This is a genomic window from Pseudomonas sp. MF08875 (genome assembly GCF_059862525.1).
This window is the reverse complement of the sequence record NZ_JCBCUW010000039.1, coordinates 1-19566: the sequence shown is the minus strand read 5'-3', so window position 1 is coordinate 19566 and position 19566 is coordinate 1. Positions and strand designations below refer to the sequence as shown.

General features: G+C 53.7%; 17 protein-coding genes and 2 pseudogenes. 6 read left to right on the top strand and 13 right to left on the bottom strand.

The window, feature by feature from the left end:
• Positions 1-27: 27 nt before the first annotated feature.
• The 8 genes from AC19YT_RS20610 to AC19YT_RS20575 form a co-directional block, all read right to left on the bottom strand.
• Positions 28-1215 carry an STY4528 family pathogenicity island replication protein gene (locus AC19YT_RS20610; protein ID WP_096143075.1) on the bottom strand — a complete coding sequence of 396 codons (1188 nt, stop codon included), beginning with the start codon at positions 1213-1215 and terminating at the stop codon, positions 28-30.
• Complete coding sequence (locus AC19YT_RS20605) at positions 1212-1760, bottom strand: DUF2857 domain-containing protein (protein ID WP_096143076.1); 549 nt, start codon at positions 1758-1760, stop codon at positions 1212-1214. Before AC19YT_RS20605 ends, AC19YT_RS20610 begins: the two co-directional genes overlap by 4 nt.
• Positions 1757-3328 (bottom strand): ParB family protein, encoded by a 1572-nt coding sequence (locus tag AC19YT_RS20600; protein WP_096143077.1) that lies wholly within the window; start codon positions 3326-3328, stop codon positions 1757-1759. Before AC19YT_RS20600 ends, AC19YT_RS20605 begins: the two co-directional genes overlap by 4 nt.
• Before the next feature lie 14 nt (positions 3329-3342).
• On the bottom strand, positions 3343-3552 hold the full coding sequence (locus tag AC19YT_RS20595) for a hypothetical protein (RefSeq protein ID WP_096143078.1): 210 nt from the start codon (positions 3550-3552) through the stop codon (positions 3343-3345).
• A gap of 70 nt (positions 3553-3622) precedes the next feature.
• Positions 3623-4465 carry a ParA family protein gene (locus tag AC19YT_RS20590; protein ID WP_096143079.1) on the bottom strand — a complete coding sequence of 281 codons (843 nt, stop codon included), beginning with the start codon at positions 4463-4465 and terminating at the stop codon, positions 3623-3625.
• Positions 4466-4469: 4 nt separating this feature from the next.
• Positions 4470-4700 (bottom strand): AlpA family transcriptional regulator, encoded by a 231-nt coding sequence (locus tag AC19YT_RS20585; RefSeq protein ID WP_070411909.1) that lies wholly within the window; start codon positions 4698-4700, stop codon positions 4470-4472.
• Positions 4701-4809: 109 nt separating this feature from the next.
• A complete protein-coding gene (locus tag AC19YT_RS20580) occupies positions 4810-5565 on the bottom strand; it encodes a coiled-coil domain-containing protein (RefSeq protein ID WP_169990187.1) in 756 nt (251 codons plus the stop codon).
• A gap of 285 nt (positions 5566-5850) precedes the next feature.
• Positions 5851-6129: a hypothetical protein gene (locus AC19YT_RS20575; RefSeq protein WP_096143080.1), complete on the bottom strand. Its 279-nt coding sequence runs from the start codon at positions 6127-6129 to the stop codon at positions 5851-5853.
• Positions 6130-7197: 1068 nt separating this feature from the next.
• On the opposite strand from AC19YT_RS20575, the gene AC19YT_RS20570 reads away from it, so the two are divergent.
• Positions 7198-7386 carry a hypothetical protein gene (locus AC19YT_RS20570; protein WP_096143081.1) on the top strand — a complete coding sequence of 63 codons (189 nt, stop codon included), beginning with the start codon at positions 7198-7200 and terminating at the stop codon, positions 7384-7386.
• Positions 7387-8395: 1009 nt separating this feature from the next.
• Here the strand turns inward: AC19YT_RS20570 and AC19YT_RS20565 are convergent.
• From AC19YT_RS20565 to AC19YT_RS20550, 4 genes are read right to left on the bottom strand one after another with little or no spacing between them, the layout of a single operon-like run.
• Positions 8396-11482 (bottom strand): efflux RND transporter permease subunit, encoded by a 3087-nt coding sequence (locus tag AC19YT_RS20565; protein WP_500610905.1) that lies wholly within the window; start codon positions 11480-11482, stop codon positions 8396-8398.
• A complete protein-coding gene (locus AC19YT_RS20560) occupies positions 11479-12588 on the bottom strand; it encodes an efflux RND transporter periplasmic adaptor subunit (protein WP_143129371.1) in 1110 nt (369 codons plus the stop codon). The genes AC19YT_RS20565 and AC19YT_RS20560 overlap by 4 nt, the downstream gene beginning before the upstream one ends.
• Before the next feature lie 49 nt (positions 12589-12637).
• Positions 12638-13471 (bottom strand): MipA/OmpV family protein, encoded by an 834-nt coding sequence (locus tag AC19YT_RS20555; RefSeq protein ID WP_096143084.1) that lies wholly within the window; start codon positions 13469-13471, stop codon positions 12638-12640.
• Positions 13468-14976 carry an efflux transporter outer membrane subunit gene (locus AC19YT_RS20550; RefSeq protein WP_200583633.1) on the bottom strand — a complete coding sequence of 503 codons (1509 nt, stop codon included), beginning with the start codon at positions 14974-14976 and terminating at the stop codon, positions 13468-13470. Before AC19YT_RS20550 ends, AC19YT_RS20555 begins: the two co-directional genes overlap by 4 nt.
• 84 nt (positions 14977-15060) lie before the next feature.
• Here AC19YT_RS20550 and AC19YT_RS20545 point away from each other — a divergent pair, with 84 nt between their 5' ends.
• From AC19YT_RS20545 to AC19YT_RS20525, 5 genes and pseudogenes are all read left to right on the top strand, one after another.
• On the top strand, positions 15061-15762 hold the full coding sequence (locus AC19YT_RS20545; RefSeq protein WP_096143085.1) for a response regulator: 702 nt from the start codon (positions 15061-15063) through the stop codon (positions 15760-15762).
• A gap of 56 nt (positions 15763-15818) precedes the next feature.
• Positions 15819-16940 carry an ATP-binding protein gene (locus AC19YT_RS20540; RefSeq protein WP_096143086.1) on the top strand — a complete coding sequence of 374 codons (1122 nt, stop codon included), beginning with the start codon at positions 15819-15821 and terminating at the stop codon, positions 16938-16940.
• A 450-nt stretch (positions 16941-17390) separates the two neighbouring features.
• Positions 17391-17996 (top strand): paraquat-inducible protein A, encoded by a 606-nt coding sequence (locus AC19YT_RS20535; protein WP_096143087.1) that lies wholly within the window; start codon positions 17391-17393, stop codon positions 17994-17996.
• A complete protein-coding gene (locus AC19YT_RS20530; RefSeq protein ID WP_153332630.1) occupies positions 17993-18613 on the top strand; it encodes a paraquat-inducible protein A in 621 nt (206 codons plus the stop codon). Before AC19YT_RS20535 ends, AC19YT_RS20530 begins: the two co-directional genes overlap by 4 nt.
• Positions 18606-19475: pseudogene (locus AC19YT_RS20525) on the top strand (PqiB family protein); the annotation flags it as partial. The gene AC19YT_RS20530 and the pseudogene AC19YT_RS20525, both read left to right, overlap by 8 nt.
• Here the strand turns inward: AC19YT_RS20525 and AC19YT_RS20520 are convergent.
• Positions 19449-19566 (bottom strand): annotated as a pseudogene (locus AC19YT_RS20520) (IS30 family transposase); the annotation flags it as partial. The pseudogenes AC19YT_RS20525 and AC19YT_RS20520 overlap by 27 nt on opposite strands.

Genomic DNA, 19566 nt, shown 5'->3' with positions numbered 1-19566 from the left:
TCGACATTGATGCCAGTGGCATCAAATCTACTGACGTCCAGGGCGTTTGCCGCGCAGCTGACGCAACTCATTCAGGCACGCTTGGGCCAGGGCAGAGACGGGTTCGCCCTGTTTTCTCGGTCGGAGTGAAGGGACGGGTGGCGGTTCTGGAATGGGTAACGATTCAGCCTGACTTGCCCAAGGACGAAAATCGCCTTTCAGCGCTCGCTGGATCAGACCCATCAGATACGCCGCTGGCTTGCGGATACCGCCAGCTGCACATCGCACGCCCGCTTCGTTGAGCACTGCCTGCCGATCCGCTGGTTTAAGCTTGTTCAGCGCCACTGCGACGGCCTGACGTTCGCTCGGGCTCAGTTGCAGTGGATCGGGCCAGTGCAGGTTATCCACAGCAGGGGTCGCGCGCGGTACAGTACAACTACTTTCTTTTAATACAGTACAGGCGGCGTTCGGTTTCCGAACTGCGCCGGAAACATTAGCGTTCAGACCCGGTTCGGAATCCGAACGAGGTCCCACACGATCCCGAACGCTGCGATCGTCACTCAGTTCGGAATCGTGTAGCACTTCATCGGTTACCTGATCCAGTTTTTGCGGTGTCCAGTGTTCGCCCCAGCTCTCAAGTCGGGTAGGTAGTCGACCCTGATCGATATCCGTGTCTTGGCGAATTTCTTCCACAATGTGCTGCGCGACAATACGCACAGCCTTGGTCGCGTGACCGAGGGCGTGTCCTACCAGCTCTAGGTAATCTTGATCCAGCTCCATGGCTTCGGCGGGGGTTAACGGTTCATCGTGCAGGACGTACAGAGAGCCTTGTAGGCGCCCGCTGAGCTGATCGCGGCCACGACTCACCAAGCTGAGCCAGCGGGTCAGCCTGAGCATCGTCAACACGCGAGCGATGGTCTCACGGGAGGCTGATACCCCATAGGGCACGCTCGACAGGTAAGGCTGCAAATCCTCATAGCGCGGTGTAACCATGCCCTGGCCTTGCAACATGATTCGAAACACCTGCCAGGCGTTACGCTCCAATGGCGTCAACCGATTATCCAGCAGCAGGCGACGCGGCACGACTTCATGTGATTGGCCACTGAACAGAAAGGCAACCTGTAGAGCCTGGTTGGAGGGTTGTTCAGTGGTAGGGCGTTCGGGCCAGCGCTCACTCAGCTGTTGGGTGCATTGCAGCAGAACGCGCTGCCAGCGACCAAAAGAGGTAGTGTTCATGTTCCATTGCTGTACTGATCGATCTGTTGCCAAACAATGGTTAGGCTGATCTTTTGCTCCTCCGCCAACATCATCATCGCGTCGAGTTGATCCTCGGCACCATCCTGAGCGCGTAATTGGCACCAGCGCTGCCAGACCGCATGTTCCTGCGCTTCACTCAAGTTCTGGGGGCGACCCTTACGAGTTTCTATCTTGAGCAGGCGTCGGCGCAGGGCCGTTTCCGAATGCGCCAAGCCGAAGCACTGATACATGATGGTACTGCTGGCACCAAGCTTGAGCGCTCGGTTGATCAAGCGCTCGTTCTGCTCGTCGCGTTCGGCCTGGTCGATCAACCGATGTAGCACCGGCGAATCAATCTTGACCTCAACCCAGGGCACGGTGGCATAGGCCAGGCGTGACAGTGTGGTAGGTGGCAAAGATTGCAGCAGGTAGATGTCCTCTTCACCCAGTCCGAGTGCCTTGCAGCGTTGTAGGTTGCCCAGGCGCACCTCGTGAAGGACCTGGGTCAGCATGGCTTGGTTGAGCACATTGAAGGAAAGGTTCATGGCATCTCCCTTGGTGAGTCGTCTTCAGGGGTAAGCGTTAAGTCGATCAGGCGCCGGGCTAAACGAATGAGGCGATACAGTTTTATCAGTAGAGCGTCGGGCAATCGCTCCAATCCTACGTCCACGGCGGGACGATCTGTCAGCGGGAGTTGATAGACCCCCAATAGCAGTTGCCCGAACAGTGCTGAGGGCAATTGCTTGCGATCTTCCCAGTTCACTTCGTCTTGAGCACGCAGTAGGGAAAGGAGCATCAGGTGAACGCCGGTTGCACGAGGCGCTGAAAGATGCAGTTGCTCCATATTGAGGGCGAAGCCCAAACCATACTTCTGATCGATGATGCTCTCGGGATGTCCGGCATAGGCCGCCATTTCCCGGGCCAGTCCAGCAATGGCAAATCGAAGCTGCTCGGGGGTATCCAGTGTTGGTGCGATGATCCAGATGTCGTCGTTCGTGCAGGTTTCGACGGTTGGTGCTGGTTCGGAGGCAGTGTCGCGATCAATCTGTTCGCGAATCTGTTGGACACGTGACGTAGGGTTAACTGCTGATGCGACATTTGTTTCGGGCAGCGTGAGCAGCTCCTCTCGCGCTGTTTCGGTCTGGGTTCTGGTCTTGGTTGTTTGGGGTGAGAGAGGGCCCGCTGCGGTTTCATCAATGCTAGACGGTTGACTGTTCTCTGATGGTGTGACGACAACGCCAGGTGTCCGGAGGTCCCGTTGTGTATCGCTCAGCTCCAGGGACAACATGCGGTAGGACTGTCCGAGTAAGCGGCTCATGCGTTCGAGCAGTTCATCTTGGACTCGCTCAAGATCAAAGGACTCGGGGTCGGCATCAAATTGGCCCAGGGTGTCGAGCCAAAACTCGGGGAACGCAATGGCGTCAGTCGGATAACGATTCCAGGTTTGTTCAGCCTGGCTACGCAGAGCGATCACGCGTTCAATTTTGGGTTTACCCAATCCGGCATACAGGGTATGTGGGATGGCGGGCAGTAGGTATTCGAGGGTGTCGAGCATCCGGCTGATGTGTGACTGTGAAATGGGGTAGCCCCCAGCGGCAAGACGTCGCGCCAGCTCGCGTTGCGAGAGCGTTGCTCCATCTGATTCGAGCATGGTTTTGAGTTTGGCTACTGCCAGAGCACGTTCGATGAAAGTGAGTTGGCCGTGCAGATCGCTTTCGGCCAGATGGCCGAGTAGGGTGGTGACTTCATTGCTCCAGGGCCGGAACAGGCAATGAATGCGAAAGAAGCGCTCGTCGCGGGTTTCCTGCCACAGCTCGCCGAGAATCGCCAATCGCGTATTACCGCCGTTGCGGATGATGAAATAGGTTTCACCCGGGCGGCGGGTAATCGGCGGTGGTTGATCCAGCCCGCGTTCACGGATCGAGGCTTTTATATCGTCATAAAGCGGATTGCGGATGAAGCGTGGGTTGTGCTCGTAGGGCCGCAACTGCTCCAGCGTGACCAGCATAGGGGTGTCGATGACTGGATCGGATAGTCGCTCCAGTTCTGGACCCCGAGGAAAATGGTCCTGGTGCAGTTTGTCGGTGATCTCCTCCTGACTGAGCTTCTTCATTTGAACAGCCTCAGTTAACGCCGGTTACGCAAATGGTCACCGACCTCAAACTTAACGATCTCGGCTGTTCCCGAACCTTCGAAATACCGAGACAGTTTCGCGAGAAACCAACCCATGGCCGAGCGCCCACGCTGCAGGCGAAAGACCACAGTGCAGTACTCTTCACTAGGTGGATGATCTTGCCGAATGGATGGCTGAACGATGATGGGAAACTGATCCAACATCCAAAGACTCCTCGCCAAACGCTGTTGGCCTCAAGGTTGAACAAACAAAATACCGTCTTCGGAATTCGCCTTATCGAACCTCTGCGTATCTACTCAACCTAGAAATCGCTTCGCGCCATTCCGGAAACAACTCAATAGCCAGCGCTTGCATGGTTTCCAATGCTGAGGACGAGCGTCGTTCACGTGACTGGCGAGTCTCGATACGGTGGGCTGGTAGACCAAGGGAGGCGGCATTGAGATAAGCCACTCGGTCTGGAACTACGGTGTCTAGAACTGAGATGTTGGTCACCTTAGCGAAGCTTTCACGCAGGCCATTGATGATCATCCGGCTGTCTACCCGATTGGCGTTCACTTGGTTAAGCAATAGCCGCAAGGGTGGCGGCGAAATGCCCAGGTGACTAAACGGTTCGAGCTCACTGAGCAGCTTCAAGGTACCGCGGCGCAGTTCGCGGGCCGCGAGCATTTCCGGAGTGATAGGGGAAAGGGCGAGATCGGAGGCTAATAGGGCCACCTCCAGCAGGACGCTGCGTGCACCCTGCGTGTCGATCAACAGCAGGTCATAATGGGGGCGCAATATACTTAACAGATTGCGCAGCCGCAGCCGTCCATCCGGGGCGTGTATTAACAGTGAGCCAAGTCGGCCTTGGTCATCGTTGGATAGGATCAGGTCAAGTCCTGTAATCACTGTCTTGGAAATGAACTGCGCAGGGGTTGTTAAGTTGAATGCGATGAACTCGTACGCACCCACATCAGCCTTCTGACTCAAGGCGTAATAGCTGGAGAGGGTGGGTTGGCTATCCAGATCGAGTAGCAGAACACGCAGACCCGCATCTGCCAATAGACCGCCAAGGTTGGCGGCTATTGTGGTTTTGCCTACCCCACCTTTGGTGGAGACCACCGAAATCACACGCATGGCATCAGGCCAGTTTATCTAAGCGTTCAACGACCCACTGCTCAATCTCCAGCGAGTCCCAGCCGACCGCACGCATGCCAATGCGTCTAGCCTGAGGAAATTTACCTTCCTTCATCAAGTTGTAGATGTGGGCACGCTTGAAACCGGTTTTACGCTCTACCTCGTCGCGCCGCATGATATGACGTTCGATTTGTTTTGGCGTCGCAGCAACGGTGGGGGAGGATTGATGGGACATGGTGGTCACTCCTAGAGCCAGATGGCGTTGGGTGGGAAGTGACCTGGATTCAATACCAAAAAACACTGCCGGTCATTGCAATGCAACGTCGGTGATTGCGGTGCAACCCTCATCTTTTGGCTTGGGCGAGACTACGTTTTGCGGCCGCAAATTTCTCATCCAACGATCGCTTGCTCAGCCCTGGTACTCCGTCGTAATACGCGGTTATGGAGTCGACGATGGAAGCCTGGCTATCGAATATAGAGTGCTTTCTTCCTGTTGAGGACGATCCCAGTATGGTATTTACCAGCGCTCCAATTACATTCAGGTAGCTCGCTTTGCTTTGGTTACTGACCTGCTCTTTGTTTTCGGCAAGCACGCGCAGATTCTCGCGCTCCAGCCCAGCTGCTTTGAGCTCATCGATCAGCGTTTGGAGGTGTTTCTCGGTTGCCTTTAACTGCACCTGTAAGGCGTCCCGATCTGCTTGTAATATCAAGTAGGTGCTGTAATGGATCGCAACCTGATCGGCGGCAACTGGGCTGAAAAGGAAGGTGGGGCGCTGATCTGGATGGTAGTGAAACATCCACCGCTTTAAATCCGAATGCCTGACAGTCAGTAATTTAATATCGACGGGAGTACCTGGTGCAACCGTAGTTCCCAGAGCTCCGTAAGGTAGTTCGTGGTTTCGAATGGCATCCAGAATTTTTTCTGTGTTGATGTGCAAGCATGGCCATTGTGGAAAACCGTGGATAATTTGCCCTGGGCTGTCCCATGTTGACTCCAGAATCTGAGCCTCATGAGCAATAAGATCGCACCAGCGTATTGCTGCTTCGATGGGACTATAGAACAGCTTTTCAATCGAGCGGAAGCTATTGAGATCGTACATAGAGGTAGCCCTGTTATCAAAGGGCAGACCCGCTAGGTAACGTCTAAAGATCCAACATTTGATCTAGGCTTCCATGCGGTTGCTGTCCTATATTCCCTGATAAGTCACAATTTCTGTCGTCCTGATGCGTTTTTTCAGGCGGTATGTGAGGGGTGGCTATTCTAAGAATGCCGAGCCGTTCCCCTCACAGGACGGTTAGGACATCGCAAAACAAAACTAAGGATGGACACGATATCGCAACTATTTTTACCTCTCAGCTGTCTCTCCTGCTGGCTGGAGCCCTCATCAACTCCATCCACCGTCATAACTATTTTCGAGGCGCTGATGCAGGTGCCGGCCTTGTTCAACGTCCAATATTTCGGAGACCATCAGACCACACAGGAACCCTCGCATTTGATGATATGTGTTCACCGCTCCCGCATGATTGAGGGCCTTCCAGCGATATGCTTCGACCTGAGGTCGTAAAAGGGGCAGCTCTTCTCTATCGTCCACCAACTGGCACAAGTCATCAAAAAACTGGTTGGCGGCCGCGATGGCGGCGATGACTTGTAGGGACTCATACATAAATCGACCTCCTTCCCGTTGCTACCTGCCTGGAACGGAAAACTGACGATAATGCGGACCTCGCCATCTATGTAGCTTAGAGCGCAGCCGTGATCTGCAGCTGCGTATCACTATCACCACTATGCGTTTCTGACATCGCTTTATCTCCGTGCCCAAGGCCTTTTTTTTGGATGGTAGACGGGTATGCATCGTTAGGTCTCACATTCGTTTTAGAAGATACGCGCTTCCTGCTAACAACTGACTTAAACGAACCCGCTCGCTTGATGTACTGCCTAGCATGGCTAGTGAGTGGCCCGTAGACGGTACTGGCGTTCAATGGGGGTTAGGTGAAGATCCTTCTTCTGATAGGTGCTAGCTAGGTCATGAAATCTACGATCCAGCACTAAAGTTGCCGACAGGGCTTGGCAGCCCAGGCCTAAGGCGACAACTGCAGGAGAAAAACGCCATAGCCCCAAAGGAGAAAATGTCTATGGCGGACGGCCACTTGCCTAATAAATAGGATTACTCCTATTTATTAGGCAAGTGGCCGCTAAAACGGTTTTTTACTACTTGTGCCTCTAGCTTGTCATCTATTTATCAAGATTGTATGAAGAGTCTATCAATTTCTTATCAATGGCCGGATATTCAGAGACTTAGATGATGAGTGGTCGATCAATCTGTAGTGATATTCAAATGCGACCCTTTGGCAGATAAGACTTGGACTACTGATCGCTGGCCGTTATGTCTGCACTTAGTTGCTTGACACGGACTGGGACCTTAAGCATGTACCCCAGTCTCATTAGGCGAAATCTATATTCGAATAGCGTGGAGGCTATCCACAGCTCTCTGAGCCTGAGAGCTGTTGCTCCAGCGCAGCCATTCGCCATGCCGCCGCAACAGTTATTAGTACGGCTGCTTCGGTCTATTTTTGATATATCATTATGAATCAATTGGTTGGAGTGTTTTTTGGCGAGAACAGTATTTTTTTTATAAAAATTGACGTCTTAACGAAAAATTCACAATAACTCGACCGTTTATTAATGGGCTCGGCCTAATTTGAGAGGCCATGATAATAAAAAAGGTGCTGTGATGGCCCAAACGTCCACGTTCGAGCGCTCGCTTATCCTCAGCAAGCTTGAATTGTATGCCGAGCGGCTTGCTGAGCTAGCGTTCAATCTTAAACGCTCAGGCCATCCCCATGATGCCGTGAAGCTTATGGTCGAGGTGGAGCAGTTGATCAACGTAATAGATCGCCTAAAGGCAATAGATATTGATTAATCTGTGATTAGCGCCCGGTTTTGAGCTCATCGTTCTGAGCAAGGTGAACATCCTAGGTCTCGCTGGATAGGCCTTTTTGTCGCAGAGGCCCGCCATCAGGTCGGAGATAGACAAGTCAACGTGCATCGGATCCGAATGCAGCGGGTAATCCACACTCAGTATCTCGACTCCGCGAATTGATCGGCATCGGCCTGATCCAGCCCTGGAGCGATGTGGGGAGTTGTAGGACACACTGTAGCTGTTTAAGCTCTACACTTACTTGGTCAGGCTTCGGGCCTTAGCAGGGCGTACCAGCGTGAGTCACTCTAACCCGCGTTCGCAGGAACTGTGCGCAGAATGCTTTAGCAAGGCACTAAATATACGGCGGCCCTATTATTCAAAGAACACATGCGCTGTTGTTGGTCTTCCGGTTGCGAAGTGGCTGTAGCTGGCGGGTGTAAGGCTTCCTCTGCTTGAAGTCTATTCTGCTGTAGCTGAGTGGCCGCAAGCTTTTGTCTCAGCGGTTGTAGGGCTCTAGGACTGTTAGGCGAAATCTTCTCCAATTCGGCATCAGTTTCCAAAACAGATGGCCGAAAAATCCCCATGGTGACCAATTGCCGATCCTGCTCAAGCGTGCTCATGGGTTTGCGAGCGAGAGTGTCAGAGTTGTTACGGCGCATCCGCCCTAAATGCCCACGGCAGACAAAACCATCACGAATTTTCTTGTGGTGCTCATGTGATTTCTCCCTTCACAGTCTTTGCCCAATGGAACGCAACGCTACGACAGAGGGGAAAGCTCGTCTAGCGCCGCTCATGCAGTTCAATCTGCGCTGAAGTGGCGTGAAGAGCGTCCGATCGGTTGCAATAGCGCCGGCGTTTCGTCGGAGCATTACTTCCAATGGTAATCATCCGTACTCTCGCTCAAGGCTGGGCCCGTCGGCGAGACATCGGTCACATCGAAAAATGGTTGCGACCGACGCCCGGTATCGCCCAGCGCCGGGAAGGCGTCCTCAGTCGGACGCTTCCATGTCTAAACGTGCTGTTCTTTCTCCTTGTTGGTGATCCGCTCCCCGATGGCGCCCGCGAAAAGCAGGTCATACAACACTGGGATCAACCCTAATGTAACTAAGGTGCCGAGTGCCAAACCACCAATTAGCGTGATCGCCATGCCTGTCCACAAAGGGCCGGCAAACATCATCAACGGGATCAGTCCGACAATGCAGGTCAGTTTGGTCATCAAGATAGGCCTTAGCCGTTCTACTGCTGCCGTCAGGACAGCATCGTGACGGGATTGGCCTTCGGCGACACCCACCTCGATTCGCTCAAGCAGCAGCACCGCGTTATTCACAATGATCCCTGCCAAGGACAGCAATCCAAATGTGGCCATAAATCCAAACGGATAGCCGGTCACCACCAATGCCAGCGCGGCGCCAATCAGTACAAATGGGATACTGGCAACGATGATCAGCAGTTTTCGGAACGAGTTGAATTGCCAGGCGAACAGTAACAACATCGACAATACGGCAACTGGCATATATTGCACTAACGACTCATTGGCCTCAGCGGACTCCTCCATCTCCCCGCCGATTTCCATATGATACCCAGGTGGAAGTTTAAACTCTGCCACCTTAGGTGCAATCTGCGCGACTAGGGTCGCCGCCGTCAGTTCGGGATTACGGCCTGAGATGGTAATGGTCCGGTTTAAGTTCCGACGCTGAATCGCAGAGGGCTCCGAACTGAGTGTCACCTGCGCTACAGCCGCCAGCGGAACCGGCGAGCCGTTCGCTTGCGGGTAGATCAATGTGCTACCCACGTCTTCAGCTTGGTCACGCTCAGTCATCGACCCACGCAGCATGATAGGCACTGTCGTGTCATCGTCATGGATCTGAGACACCTGTGCGCCTGAGTATCGAGTCTGTAACGCTTGAGCGACATCGGCGCTAGTCACGCCAGCGCGTCGGGCGCGCACCTGGTCAACCACCACTTCGTAACGTGAGATTCGAGCATCCCAATCGTCCTGCACGTTGACCGTGCCTGGCAGACCATGCAAAGCCTTAGCTATATGGTCGGCCGCTGCACGTAATACGGTCTCGTCCGGTCCGCTGATACGATAGACCGCTTTTCCAGACTCGGTGGTGCCCAGCGAAAATCGTTTTGGCTCAGCACGCACTTGCGGGTACGCCTCAAGCATATGGTTGCGCACACGAGCGATCACCGCATCCATGTCGCTGCCTTGGCGCACACTGATGGTGAAGTAGCCGGCGTTCGTCGCAGGCAGCGGTGGATTTAATCCCAGTACGATGCGTGGGCCACCGTCTGAGACGTAGCCGATGCTGTCGACAATTTCTGGATTTTCCTGGTCATTCGCTAGCCAGTTGCTGATGTCCTTGACGGTCTGCAGTGTCTGACGAGAATCGGTACCCGGTTCTAGCGTCAATGGCATCTGAAATTGCAGCCGATCTGATTCAGGCAAAAAACTGTAGGGGAGGGACGCGAGTACCGCAACGGCTCCAGTCAGCATAACCAGCATCACGGCAATGAACATCAGTTTATGGAGCATAAGCGCTTGGATAACGCGTCGATAGCCCCGATACAGTTTTGAATCGTAGGCTGCCTGATTATTGTCTGCTGGGGCGTGAGCTTTGGCAAAGTAAAGGCATAACAAGGGTGTCACCGTCAGGCTCAATACCCACGACCCCAGCAGCGTTACAGCGAGCACTATCGGAAGTGATCTCAAGTACTCATTTGTGCTGGTCTGCCCTAGGAAAAAAGGTGAAAACGCCAACACAATAACCAAAGATGAAGTCAATAGGGGAATCGCTAGCGTACGCCCTGCCTCTATGCAAGCAGAGCGACGTTCCTCTCCGGCCTGAAGACGTCGTTCGATGTCTTCGGCAATCACAATGCCATTATCCACCAGAAGTCCCAGGGCGATGATGATCGCTGCGATGGACACCGTTTGCAGTTCGACCTTCAGCGCGCTCATGACAATTAATGACCCGAGAATGGTTAGCGGCACGATTGCCCCCACCACAAGCCCGGTGCGCCAGCCCAGAAACAACATCACCACAGCCATCACGATAATGACCGTCTCGGCCATCACGCTATTCATCTTGCCCATTTCACGCTGAACCACGTCGGCCTGGAAGGTCACGACGTGTTGGGAAAAACCGGCCGGTAGTTGTTTGGCGATTTCGTTCAATCGTTGGCGTAATTGGAGGCCGAAAGCTGCGATGTTCTGGCCGGATGCCATCGAAACGGCAAGTACGACGGCCGGTTGCCCCTCATAAATTGCCGCCGTTTCCGGCGGATCGGCTGGCATCAAACGAACGTCTGCCAATTCACCCAACGCCACAACTGTTGTGTCATTGCCCCTCGGTGCGGAGATCAGAAAGCGACGCAGGTCGTCCTGAGTTCGCATCTCACCGGTAGTCATCACGGTGAAAGCTGATCCGGAAACAGAGGGCAGTCCTCCAGGCGTCACAACGTTTTGAGTACGCAGTTGCTCCAGTACAGCATTGGGACTCAGCCCGAGGCCAGCCAGGCGCTGGCGGTCAAATTCCAGGTAGATGCGTTCTTCTTGCAAGCCGTATATAGAGACACGTTCAACGCCTGGCAATGCGTAGAGCTGCTCACGAGTATTTTTAAGTTGCTCGCGTATTTCGCTCATGCTGAAGCCGGGCGCGGTAACTGCGACGGACGCCACGGCCACGCGGCCGAAATCATCATCAACAAACGGCCCCAGGCTGCCCTGCGGGTACCCTGCAGCTGCCTCGTTCGCCTTAGCGCGTACACGCTGCCATAGCGCACTAAGGTCTTTGACCTGGTCGTAGGCAGTGATCTGAATCATCGCGCTTCCGGGGCGCACGGTTGTGATGATCTTTTTGATGCCCGCCAGTTCACGTAACTTTTCTTCGGTCGGTCTGGCGAGCAAATTTTCTATGCGCTCTGCCGGCATACCCGGAAAATAAATTGCAACGAGCGCGTCACGAATGGTGATCGTTGGCTCTTCTTGGGAGGGAAACCGCAGAAACGTCAATACCCCGCCTATCAAAATTAGCAGTGCGGTAAATAAGGTCAGCCGGCTCGCGCCGAGTGCGCTTCGAGTCAGGTTCATAAGGCTTTGTCTCGGCCAATGTGTGTGGCGGGTTGATACAGACGTACCGCCTGACCATCAACCAGGAATGCAGCGCCTGCGACCACGACGGTTTCGCCGACGGCAATGCCGTCATGTACGAGTATTCGACCGTTTTCCACCGTTTCGGGGGTGATCTCGCGACGGCTGACCTTGCCAGTGCCTGCGTCGTACACAAAGACACTTGCTTGTTTGCTATTTGTTTGCGGGATAAGTGCTGTCACCGGCACAGAAGGCGCACGCGCTTGCGTTATTGGCAACGTAATTAGCACCGTCTCGCCGCTGCGCAGTTCGCTGCTTGGTTCGACTGGACGGAATATGGCTTGAACCAGCGCGCCATTCTCCAGGCGGCTGGACAGGCTTTCCAATCGGATGGAGATGGCGTGCGCAGGGTTTGCGTTTGTATAGGCCGATGCGACATCTCCTGGCTTGAGTGTAGTGACCAACGCCGCAGGAAGCATGCCGACGACTTCAGCCTTCTCGGCGCCCTCAATCTGAAGCACGCTTTGTCCTGCTGTCACATCTACGAAAGGTTGAACTGAACGAGCGACGATGCGTCCATTAAATGGCGACACAATGGCGCTGGTGCGCACGGCTCGACTGGCCAGCGCTTCTGTAGCCTTTGCGCTGTCCAACTGCTCTTTGGCACTCAGGTAGGCTGCGCGAGCAGCGGCGAGGGTCGCGGGTGAGATCACCCGATCATCAAACAATGCTTGTTGCTGGCGGAAATTCAGCTCTCGTTCGGCTTTTTGCGCGTTGGCGGCGCTCACGTCCGCACGCGCCTGTTGTAGTTTGAGTTGTGCAGGCTCTGGATCAAGCCGTGCAAGTGTTTGTCCGCGCCGAACCGTATCGCCGACATCCACGGCAATGGAGGCTATACGGCCTGAACCTTCAAAGCTCAGATCAGCGCGTTGTTCAATCCGAATCCTGCCCGTGATAGGAAGGCGATTGCCCTGGCTATCACGTACGGTTTCAACCTTCACCGAACGGGGTGGGGTTTGTGGGGGCGGCGTTGAACTGCCGCATCCCGCAATTAGACTTAACATCATTAGTAACGGTACAAAAGGCGCGCGAGGGGCATGGATCACGACATGTATTCCCGATGTTTGATAGTTAAGCGACCGCCGTCTAGCGGGGTCAGAACGTATAACTGATGGAGGTAACGGCGCTCAGTGCGCCTTTGCGTTCGATCAGAGGGCTGTCCTCAACTTTTCCGCCCAATTCCGATGCGGTTACCAGCACATACGTTGACCAGTTTTCGTCAAATTTATGAGTCCAGTTCGCGTTCAGAGAGTACTGATTCAGGCCGCCTCCAGGGGTAAATGAGGTAAACCTCGATTGCTGAGATTGCTGACCAGTTACGCCGAAGTAGGCCTGGTTGTAGCGATGATCAGCAGCTCGGACGTCAAGCCCAAGCACAATGATGTCTCTTGACTGGTTCAATACCGTCGCTTCGAGCCCGGCGCGATAGCGTGTGCCCCTTTCTCCGCCATCCAGCGCAAATTCAGCTTCGCCATTGACCGAGAGCCACGGCGTCAATTGCTGACTTAGATACAGAATACTGGTGGCTGTGCTGTCGACCTCGCCCATGCCTGAGAGTCGGTTAGCCCCAGGTCTGAAGTCGCTATTGCGATCATCCCTGCCAGCGTCGTAGAAAAATGACTGACTGATGTAGAAGCCGGAAGGCGACTGCCATTGCAAGCCTAGCCCTCGATAGGTATCAACAAAAAAAATGCCACGGCTTAGCGAGAGAACCGGAACCGGTACACTCCGGTAATCCTTTGAGCCCATGTAGCGGGGCCCACCAGCAACACCGACACCGACGCTGGCTTGAGTTTCGCCCCCAAAGATGCTGTCGGTGATTGCAGCTGTTTCAGCCTGCGCCTGAAGAGCCAGCGGCAAGGACATCACCGAACCGTAGAACACTTGGGCAACAGAGCGTCGTAATGCGTATGCAGAAAGTTTTTTCATGATTTTTTTCCTAACGTTGCTGGAGCGTTCATGCTTACGCCATAGAAGGCGTGGAAAAGGGCGATACGATTGAGGGCTAAGTCCCGTTGCGCGAAAATACCGTCGATGCGGGTTCGGTGGAGCCGCAGGCGTGCCGACAACAGCCGCGGTTGGTCCTCCCATCCTGCGTCGAAGCGCGCAGTCGCTCGCCGAACACGTTCATCCTCTATGATCCCCAGTCCACGCTCGCTGCGCACTCGTTCAATCAGCGCGTTGCGGGCTGTGAGCACATCGGATACTTCTCGGAACGCTGATTGCACGGTTCTTTCGTAGTCGGCCACAGCCGCCTGTTTACGTAGCTGTGCCAGATCGAGATTGGCGCTGTTACGGCCATGATTGAAAATGGGCAGCGTGATTTGAGGAATGAAGGTCCAAACGCGGCCACCTGCATCGAATAGGTTTCCCAGACCATCGCTGGCAGTACCCAATGAGGTACTCAACGTAACTGATGGAAAGAACGCGGCTCTGGCTGCGCCGATGTCAGCATTGGAGGCCCGTAGCTGCTCCTCTGCCTGAAGGATGTCGGGACGTTCAAGCAGTACCTCAGAGGGCAAAGAATTCAACCAGTCGAGCGACTCATTCGGGTTGGCCAATTCTTCGACCTTGCCCGCAGGGGACGCGCCGGCGTAGCCAGTCAGCAACTGCAGCGCATTTCGTGCGGCAGCCGCGTCGGTTTGAGCCTGCTGCATGGTTGTGTGTGAGTGTTCGGTGTCGCTGCGTTGCAGGTTCACTTCATCTTCAGATAATGTCCCAACGTCTTGTTGGCGTTTGGCCAGATTGAGCAGGGTCAGCGTATCGAGATATGCGTTTTGCAGTTGTTGCGCTTGAGCCGCTGCTGCGCGGTCAATGACATAGGCACGTAGAACTTCTGAAATCAGAGCACCGCGAAACGCGCGTTGTCCTTGAGCACTGGCCAGATACCGATGCCTGGATGCGTCGGAAAGACTGCGAACCCTGCCAAAGAAATCCAGCTCGAAATCCGATGTACCAATGGTCGCAGCACTCAATTTCTGTCCGTAGCGAGCGTCGAGGCTGGGATCATTGAATTTCTGCCGGAAGCGTTGGACTGAGGCGTTCACGCTGGGTAACTGCTGTGCACGATCAATTCGATTTAGCGCGCGTGCTTGTTCGACCTGGAGCGTTGCGACTTTAAAGTCACGATTGTTAGCCAAAGCACGTTCGACGAGCGGGACAAGATCATCGCTTGTCGAAAACGCCGTAAGAAAAAGGTGTTCCTGGGGAGAGAGCGGCTCCGATCGTCCTTCCGGAACCTTCGAAGTGGGAACAGTCGAGCTGTCAAATCGTGCTGGAATCGGTGCTTCAGGTCGCTGGTACGTTGGTGCCAGTGAACAAGCAGATAGACTGATGACTACAGGGAGCAGCACCCCGAATACCAGTATCACACTGCGTCGGAAGAAACCGGTCTGATTCTCTGTTGGTAAGAAAGTAGCCATCAACTCAACCATTCGCTGTTATCTTGGAGTGAGATGGTGGCAGCAGACTTTCAAGAATCGTTGCGGAAATTATCAAGGTTTTATTAAGAGGCTCGTATGGTAGGTAAAAGAATACTGGTGGTTGAGGATGACGCCTTGAGTGCAAGTACGCTTGAGGCCTACCTTCGCCGAGACGGTTTTGAAGTGGCTATTGCTGAGGACGGTCTTCGGGGTGTTGAAATGCACTCACGCTGGAAACCGGATCTGGTGTTGCTGGATGTCATGCTGCCCAAGTTGAGCGGCACGGAAGTTCTTTCCGCTATTCGCCGTTTGGGTGACACGCCGGTCATTATGGTGACCGCAATCGGTGATGAGCCTGATAAGTTAGGTGCACTTCGCTATGGGGCGGATGACTACATAGTCAAGCCTTACAACCCGAAAGAAGTTGTCGCCAGAGTGGTCGCTGTGCTGCGCCGAACAGACTCCAGTCGTCTTATATCAAAAGATCAACTACGCGATGGTGCGCTGTTGGTGGATCTTCAAACATTTACCGCGCATGTTGAAGGTCCGGAGCAGGGCAGTGTTGTGTTGGACCTTACGCCTACGGAATTTAATATATTGGCGACGTTGCTGAGAGCTCCCTTCAAAGCATTTACCCGTGGTGAACTGTTGGAGGCGTGCTTACCAGAGAGCGGAGCTTTAGATCGAGTCATCGACGCGCATATCCATAATCTTCGTCGCAAGCTGGAGACCAATGGTGTCGCCAATGTTTTGGTTACCGTGCGGGCCGTCGGCTACCGGTTCCGGGGGGCGCAGTGAAATTACCGTTTTCGCGTAAACATCGCTCGACACTCTGGTACTGGGTCTGCTTGCGGATGAGTGCGCTCGCACTAGGTGTCATCTTCAGTATCGCCTTTGGAATGTGGCTACGATTTGCAATTTGGGATTACAGCACGACCCAGCAGATCCCCGCGACGATACGACCCGAACTCGAGGAGCTTCGCGCAGATCCGCATCACAATGAGGCTCGCTTATGGGAGCTATTCCAACGTTATTACGATGTACGTGACTTTCTCCCCGGTATCGCGAGCCGTGATTGGCTGTGGCTTGCCTCATTCATCATGATCTCAATTCCCGTGGTTATTTTAGGCGGGTTATTAGCCTCTCGCCCTCTGTCTCGGCAGTTTTCAGATGTGGCCCGTGCCGCTCGAAGGGTAGCGCAGGGCGATTTTTCGGTACGTGCGCCGAGCGTCCCAGGTGCCCCTGCCGAGATTATAAAACTGGCGAAAGACTTCAATAGAATGACTGCCAAGCTCGAGCAATACGAGCGTGAGATCCGGGTATCCAGTGCCGTACTTGCCCACGAGTTAAGGACACCTCTTAATGCAGCGGCAGGGCGTGTGCAAGGCATGCTGGATGAGGTCTTTCCCAGTGATCCGCAACAGTTGATGCTTGTCAAGGGCCAACTTGATCAGTTGAATCGGCTGGTGGGTGACCTGCATCTATTGTCTCTAGCCCGCGCGGGTCAGCTAGCGATGGAGAAAAGTCTATTTTCGGTGAGTTCGCTGGTGTCGGAGCGACTTGAGTGGGCATCACCTCAACTTGCTGTGGCTAATGTCATCACCCAGGTCGATGTTGGGCCTGAGTTAATGTTGCTGGCTGACAGAGATCGGCTTGGCCAAGTCCTTTCCATTTTGATCGATAATTTGATCCGCTACGCCGCACAGGGTCAGTGCTTAGAAATAAAGGTCAGTCAATGTGAAAGTGCGCTTCACCTGATTGTTGCCGATCGGGGACCTGGGGTGGAGGATGACCAGTTGACGCGTATATTCGACCGTTTCTGGCGAGCGGAAAGTTCTCGCGCCCGTCCTTTGGGAGGGACTGGGTTGGGCTTGTCAATTGCTTCCGCTATTTGTGACGCTCACGGCGGTTCTATCAGCGCATACAACCGTGAAGGGGGTGGGCTAGCCATTCGCATGTCAATTCCCTATGGCTGATTCAGGAGGAAGAGCATGTCGCTTGCTCACTGCTTGGATCAGCGATTAATCAAGCAACAGCAATGTGCCAATAGCATGCTTGAGATTGCCTAACCTTCCTGCTCGGTGAATTATTGAGGCTGTGACGAGTATAAGCGCGGCTCTCGAGTGCGTCCTGACAGCGCTGAAGGTGGGTAGCAGGATTCTCGGTCCTTGGCCGGCAAAGCGTACTCGAAGCGACGAAATCAGGATCCGATTAACGTCCGAATAGCATCTTGATCAAATCTTGATATTTTCCAAATCGTTTATTGAAAAACAGCGTGTAGCCTTGTTCCGAATGCTTAATGGTGTGCCGGCGTGGTTTATGTTGGTGTGCACTTTTTATTCAAGTCAGTGAGCATGTCTAAGTCCGCTTTCTGCGCTTGCGTATTAATCGAACTGACTGCCGGAACAACGTTTAGGAACACTCTTATGCATCAGTGTGATGACTGGATTATCTGTGAGCACTGCGATTCAGTCTTCGAATCCTTGCCGCTGAAGCCAGGTCAGACATCCATTTGCACGCGTTGCGATGGTGTGCTCCAGCAAGGTTCAGCGCTGACGATTGAGCAGTTGTTTGCAATCTCGATAGCCAGCGCGCTTTTGTTCGTATTTGCTAATGTTTTTCCCGTAATCGATATAAGTTTTCAGGGTGCGGGTAATCAAGCAACATTGTGGTCATCCGTATGGGCGCTTGCACGAGGAGATATTACGCCAATTGCCTTCGTAGCAGGTGTATGCATCATACTAGCCCCAGGGCTGCAAATTGGTCTCTTGTGCTGGTTACTTGGATTTGCCTACCAGGGTAGGCGTGCACCGGGGTTTAAGGGGTGTATGCGGCTTTTAGTGAAGTTGAAGCCCTGGAGCATGCTGGAAGTATGTCTGCTCGGTATTTTGGTCGCCATCATTAAACTAAGCGGGCTGTTAGATGTGCGCCCAGGTATGGGTCTGGTTGCATTAGTATTACTCTGTATTGTGAGCATCATTGTCACCAGCAAAAGTATGCAACGGCTATGGGATGAGGCAAAGGACGTATGACGATTCAACGTCCGCCAATTGCTTCAGAGTTGCAACTGGTTCTCTGTCACACCTGTAAGAAGGCAAGTTCCAGTGATGCATTAATTTGTTCGCGCTGTGGCGCGACATTGCATAGACGCAAACCCAATAGCCTTGTTAGAACCTGGTCACTTCTTATAACGGGCTTGCTATGTTATGTGCCCGCCAATTTGTTGCCGGTGATGCGCACCGATATTGTCGGTAATGGCCGCGAGAGTACGATCATGAGTGGTGTGCTCGAACTTTGGAAGGGCGGGGCATGGGACATCGCGGCGCTCATTTTTATAGCCAGCGTTGTAGTGCCCTGTATGAAGTTTCTGATTATGTTCGTGTTACTCATGAGCACCCAACGACGTAGCCGATGGCGCACCTTGGAGCGCGCTCGTCTCTATCGCGTCGTAGAGCGCATTGGCTACTGGTCGATGCTTGACGTGCTGGTCGTCGCTTTGCTTGCCGCACTGGTGCAGTTTCAAATGCTGAGCAATATCGAGCCACGAATTGGGATTGTTTTTTTCGGCCTTGTCGTGGTCTTCACCATGATGGCCTCTATGAGTTTCGATCCCCGTCTTATCTGGGATGCTGAGGTTGAAGATGTCTGATCAATTTAATGTCAAAACTCAACGAAAGCCTGAAGCGCCGGGTGTAAAGGATCGAAGTAAGGGGGTCTCGTTGGTTTGGTTACTACCCATAGTGGCGGCATTAATTGGCTTATCGATGGCGGCGCACAGCATCCTGTCAAAGGGGCCTGAAATAAAAGTGACCTTTCTCAGTGCTGAAGGCTTGGTTGCTGGAAAAACACAGGTCAAATACAAAAATGTTGTAATTGGGCAAGTCTCCGACATTACCTTGAGCGACGATCGTGACCACGCGGTGGCAACTATTCAGTTAGACCAAGCCGCCAAGGCGTTTACGGCTCAGGATTCACGTTTTTGGGTGGTTCGCCCTCGAATCGGCGCGCAAGGTATTTCAGGCGTGGATACGCTTTTGTCTGGCGCCTTCATCGGAGCTGACCCTGGCGAGTCCCATGACACTAGAATCGTTTTTAAGGGTTTGGAAAGTCCACCGCCAATTACCTATGGACAGAAAGGCAAGCGCTATACATTGAGTGCAGATGACCTTGGCTCATTGGATGTTGGTTCGCCTGTCTATTACCGTCGCATCGAAGTTGGACAGGTCGTTTCATATCAGTTATCCGCCGACGGTAAGGGCGTAGAAATCGAAATTTTCGTGACTGCTCCGAATGATGCCTTTATCACCACAGGCACTCGTTTCTGGAACGCCAGCGGTGTGGACGTCAGCTTTGGAGCGGATGGGCTGAAGGTTAATACTCAGTCAGTCGCCTCGATCGTGTCGGGCGGCATTGCGTTTATGGAGCCGCCCTATGGGAATGATGCGAAGGCAGCAGACGAGCGCGGCGCGTTTCCACTCCTGAATTCAACACATAAGTGCAACGCTCACCCCTGTATGCACTTCGTACGGCGTCTTCCAGCCCAAGCGCTTGCGCGGGCGTAGATTGATCCTCGCTACTGTCCGATTGACGGCTTCGACGGTC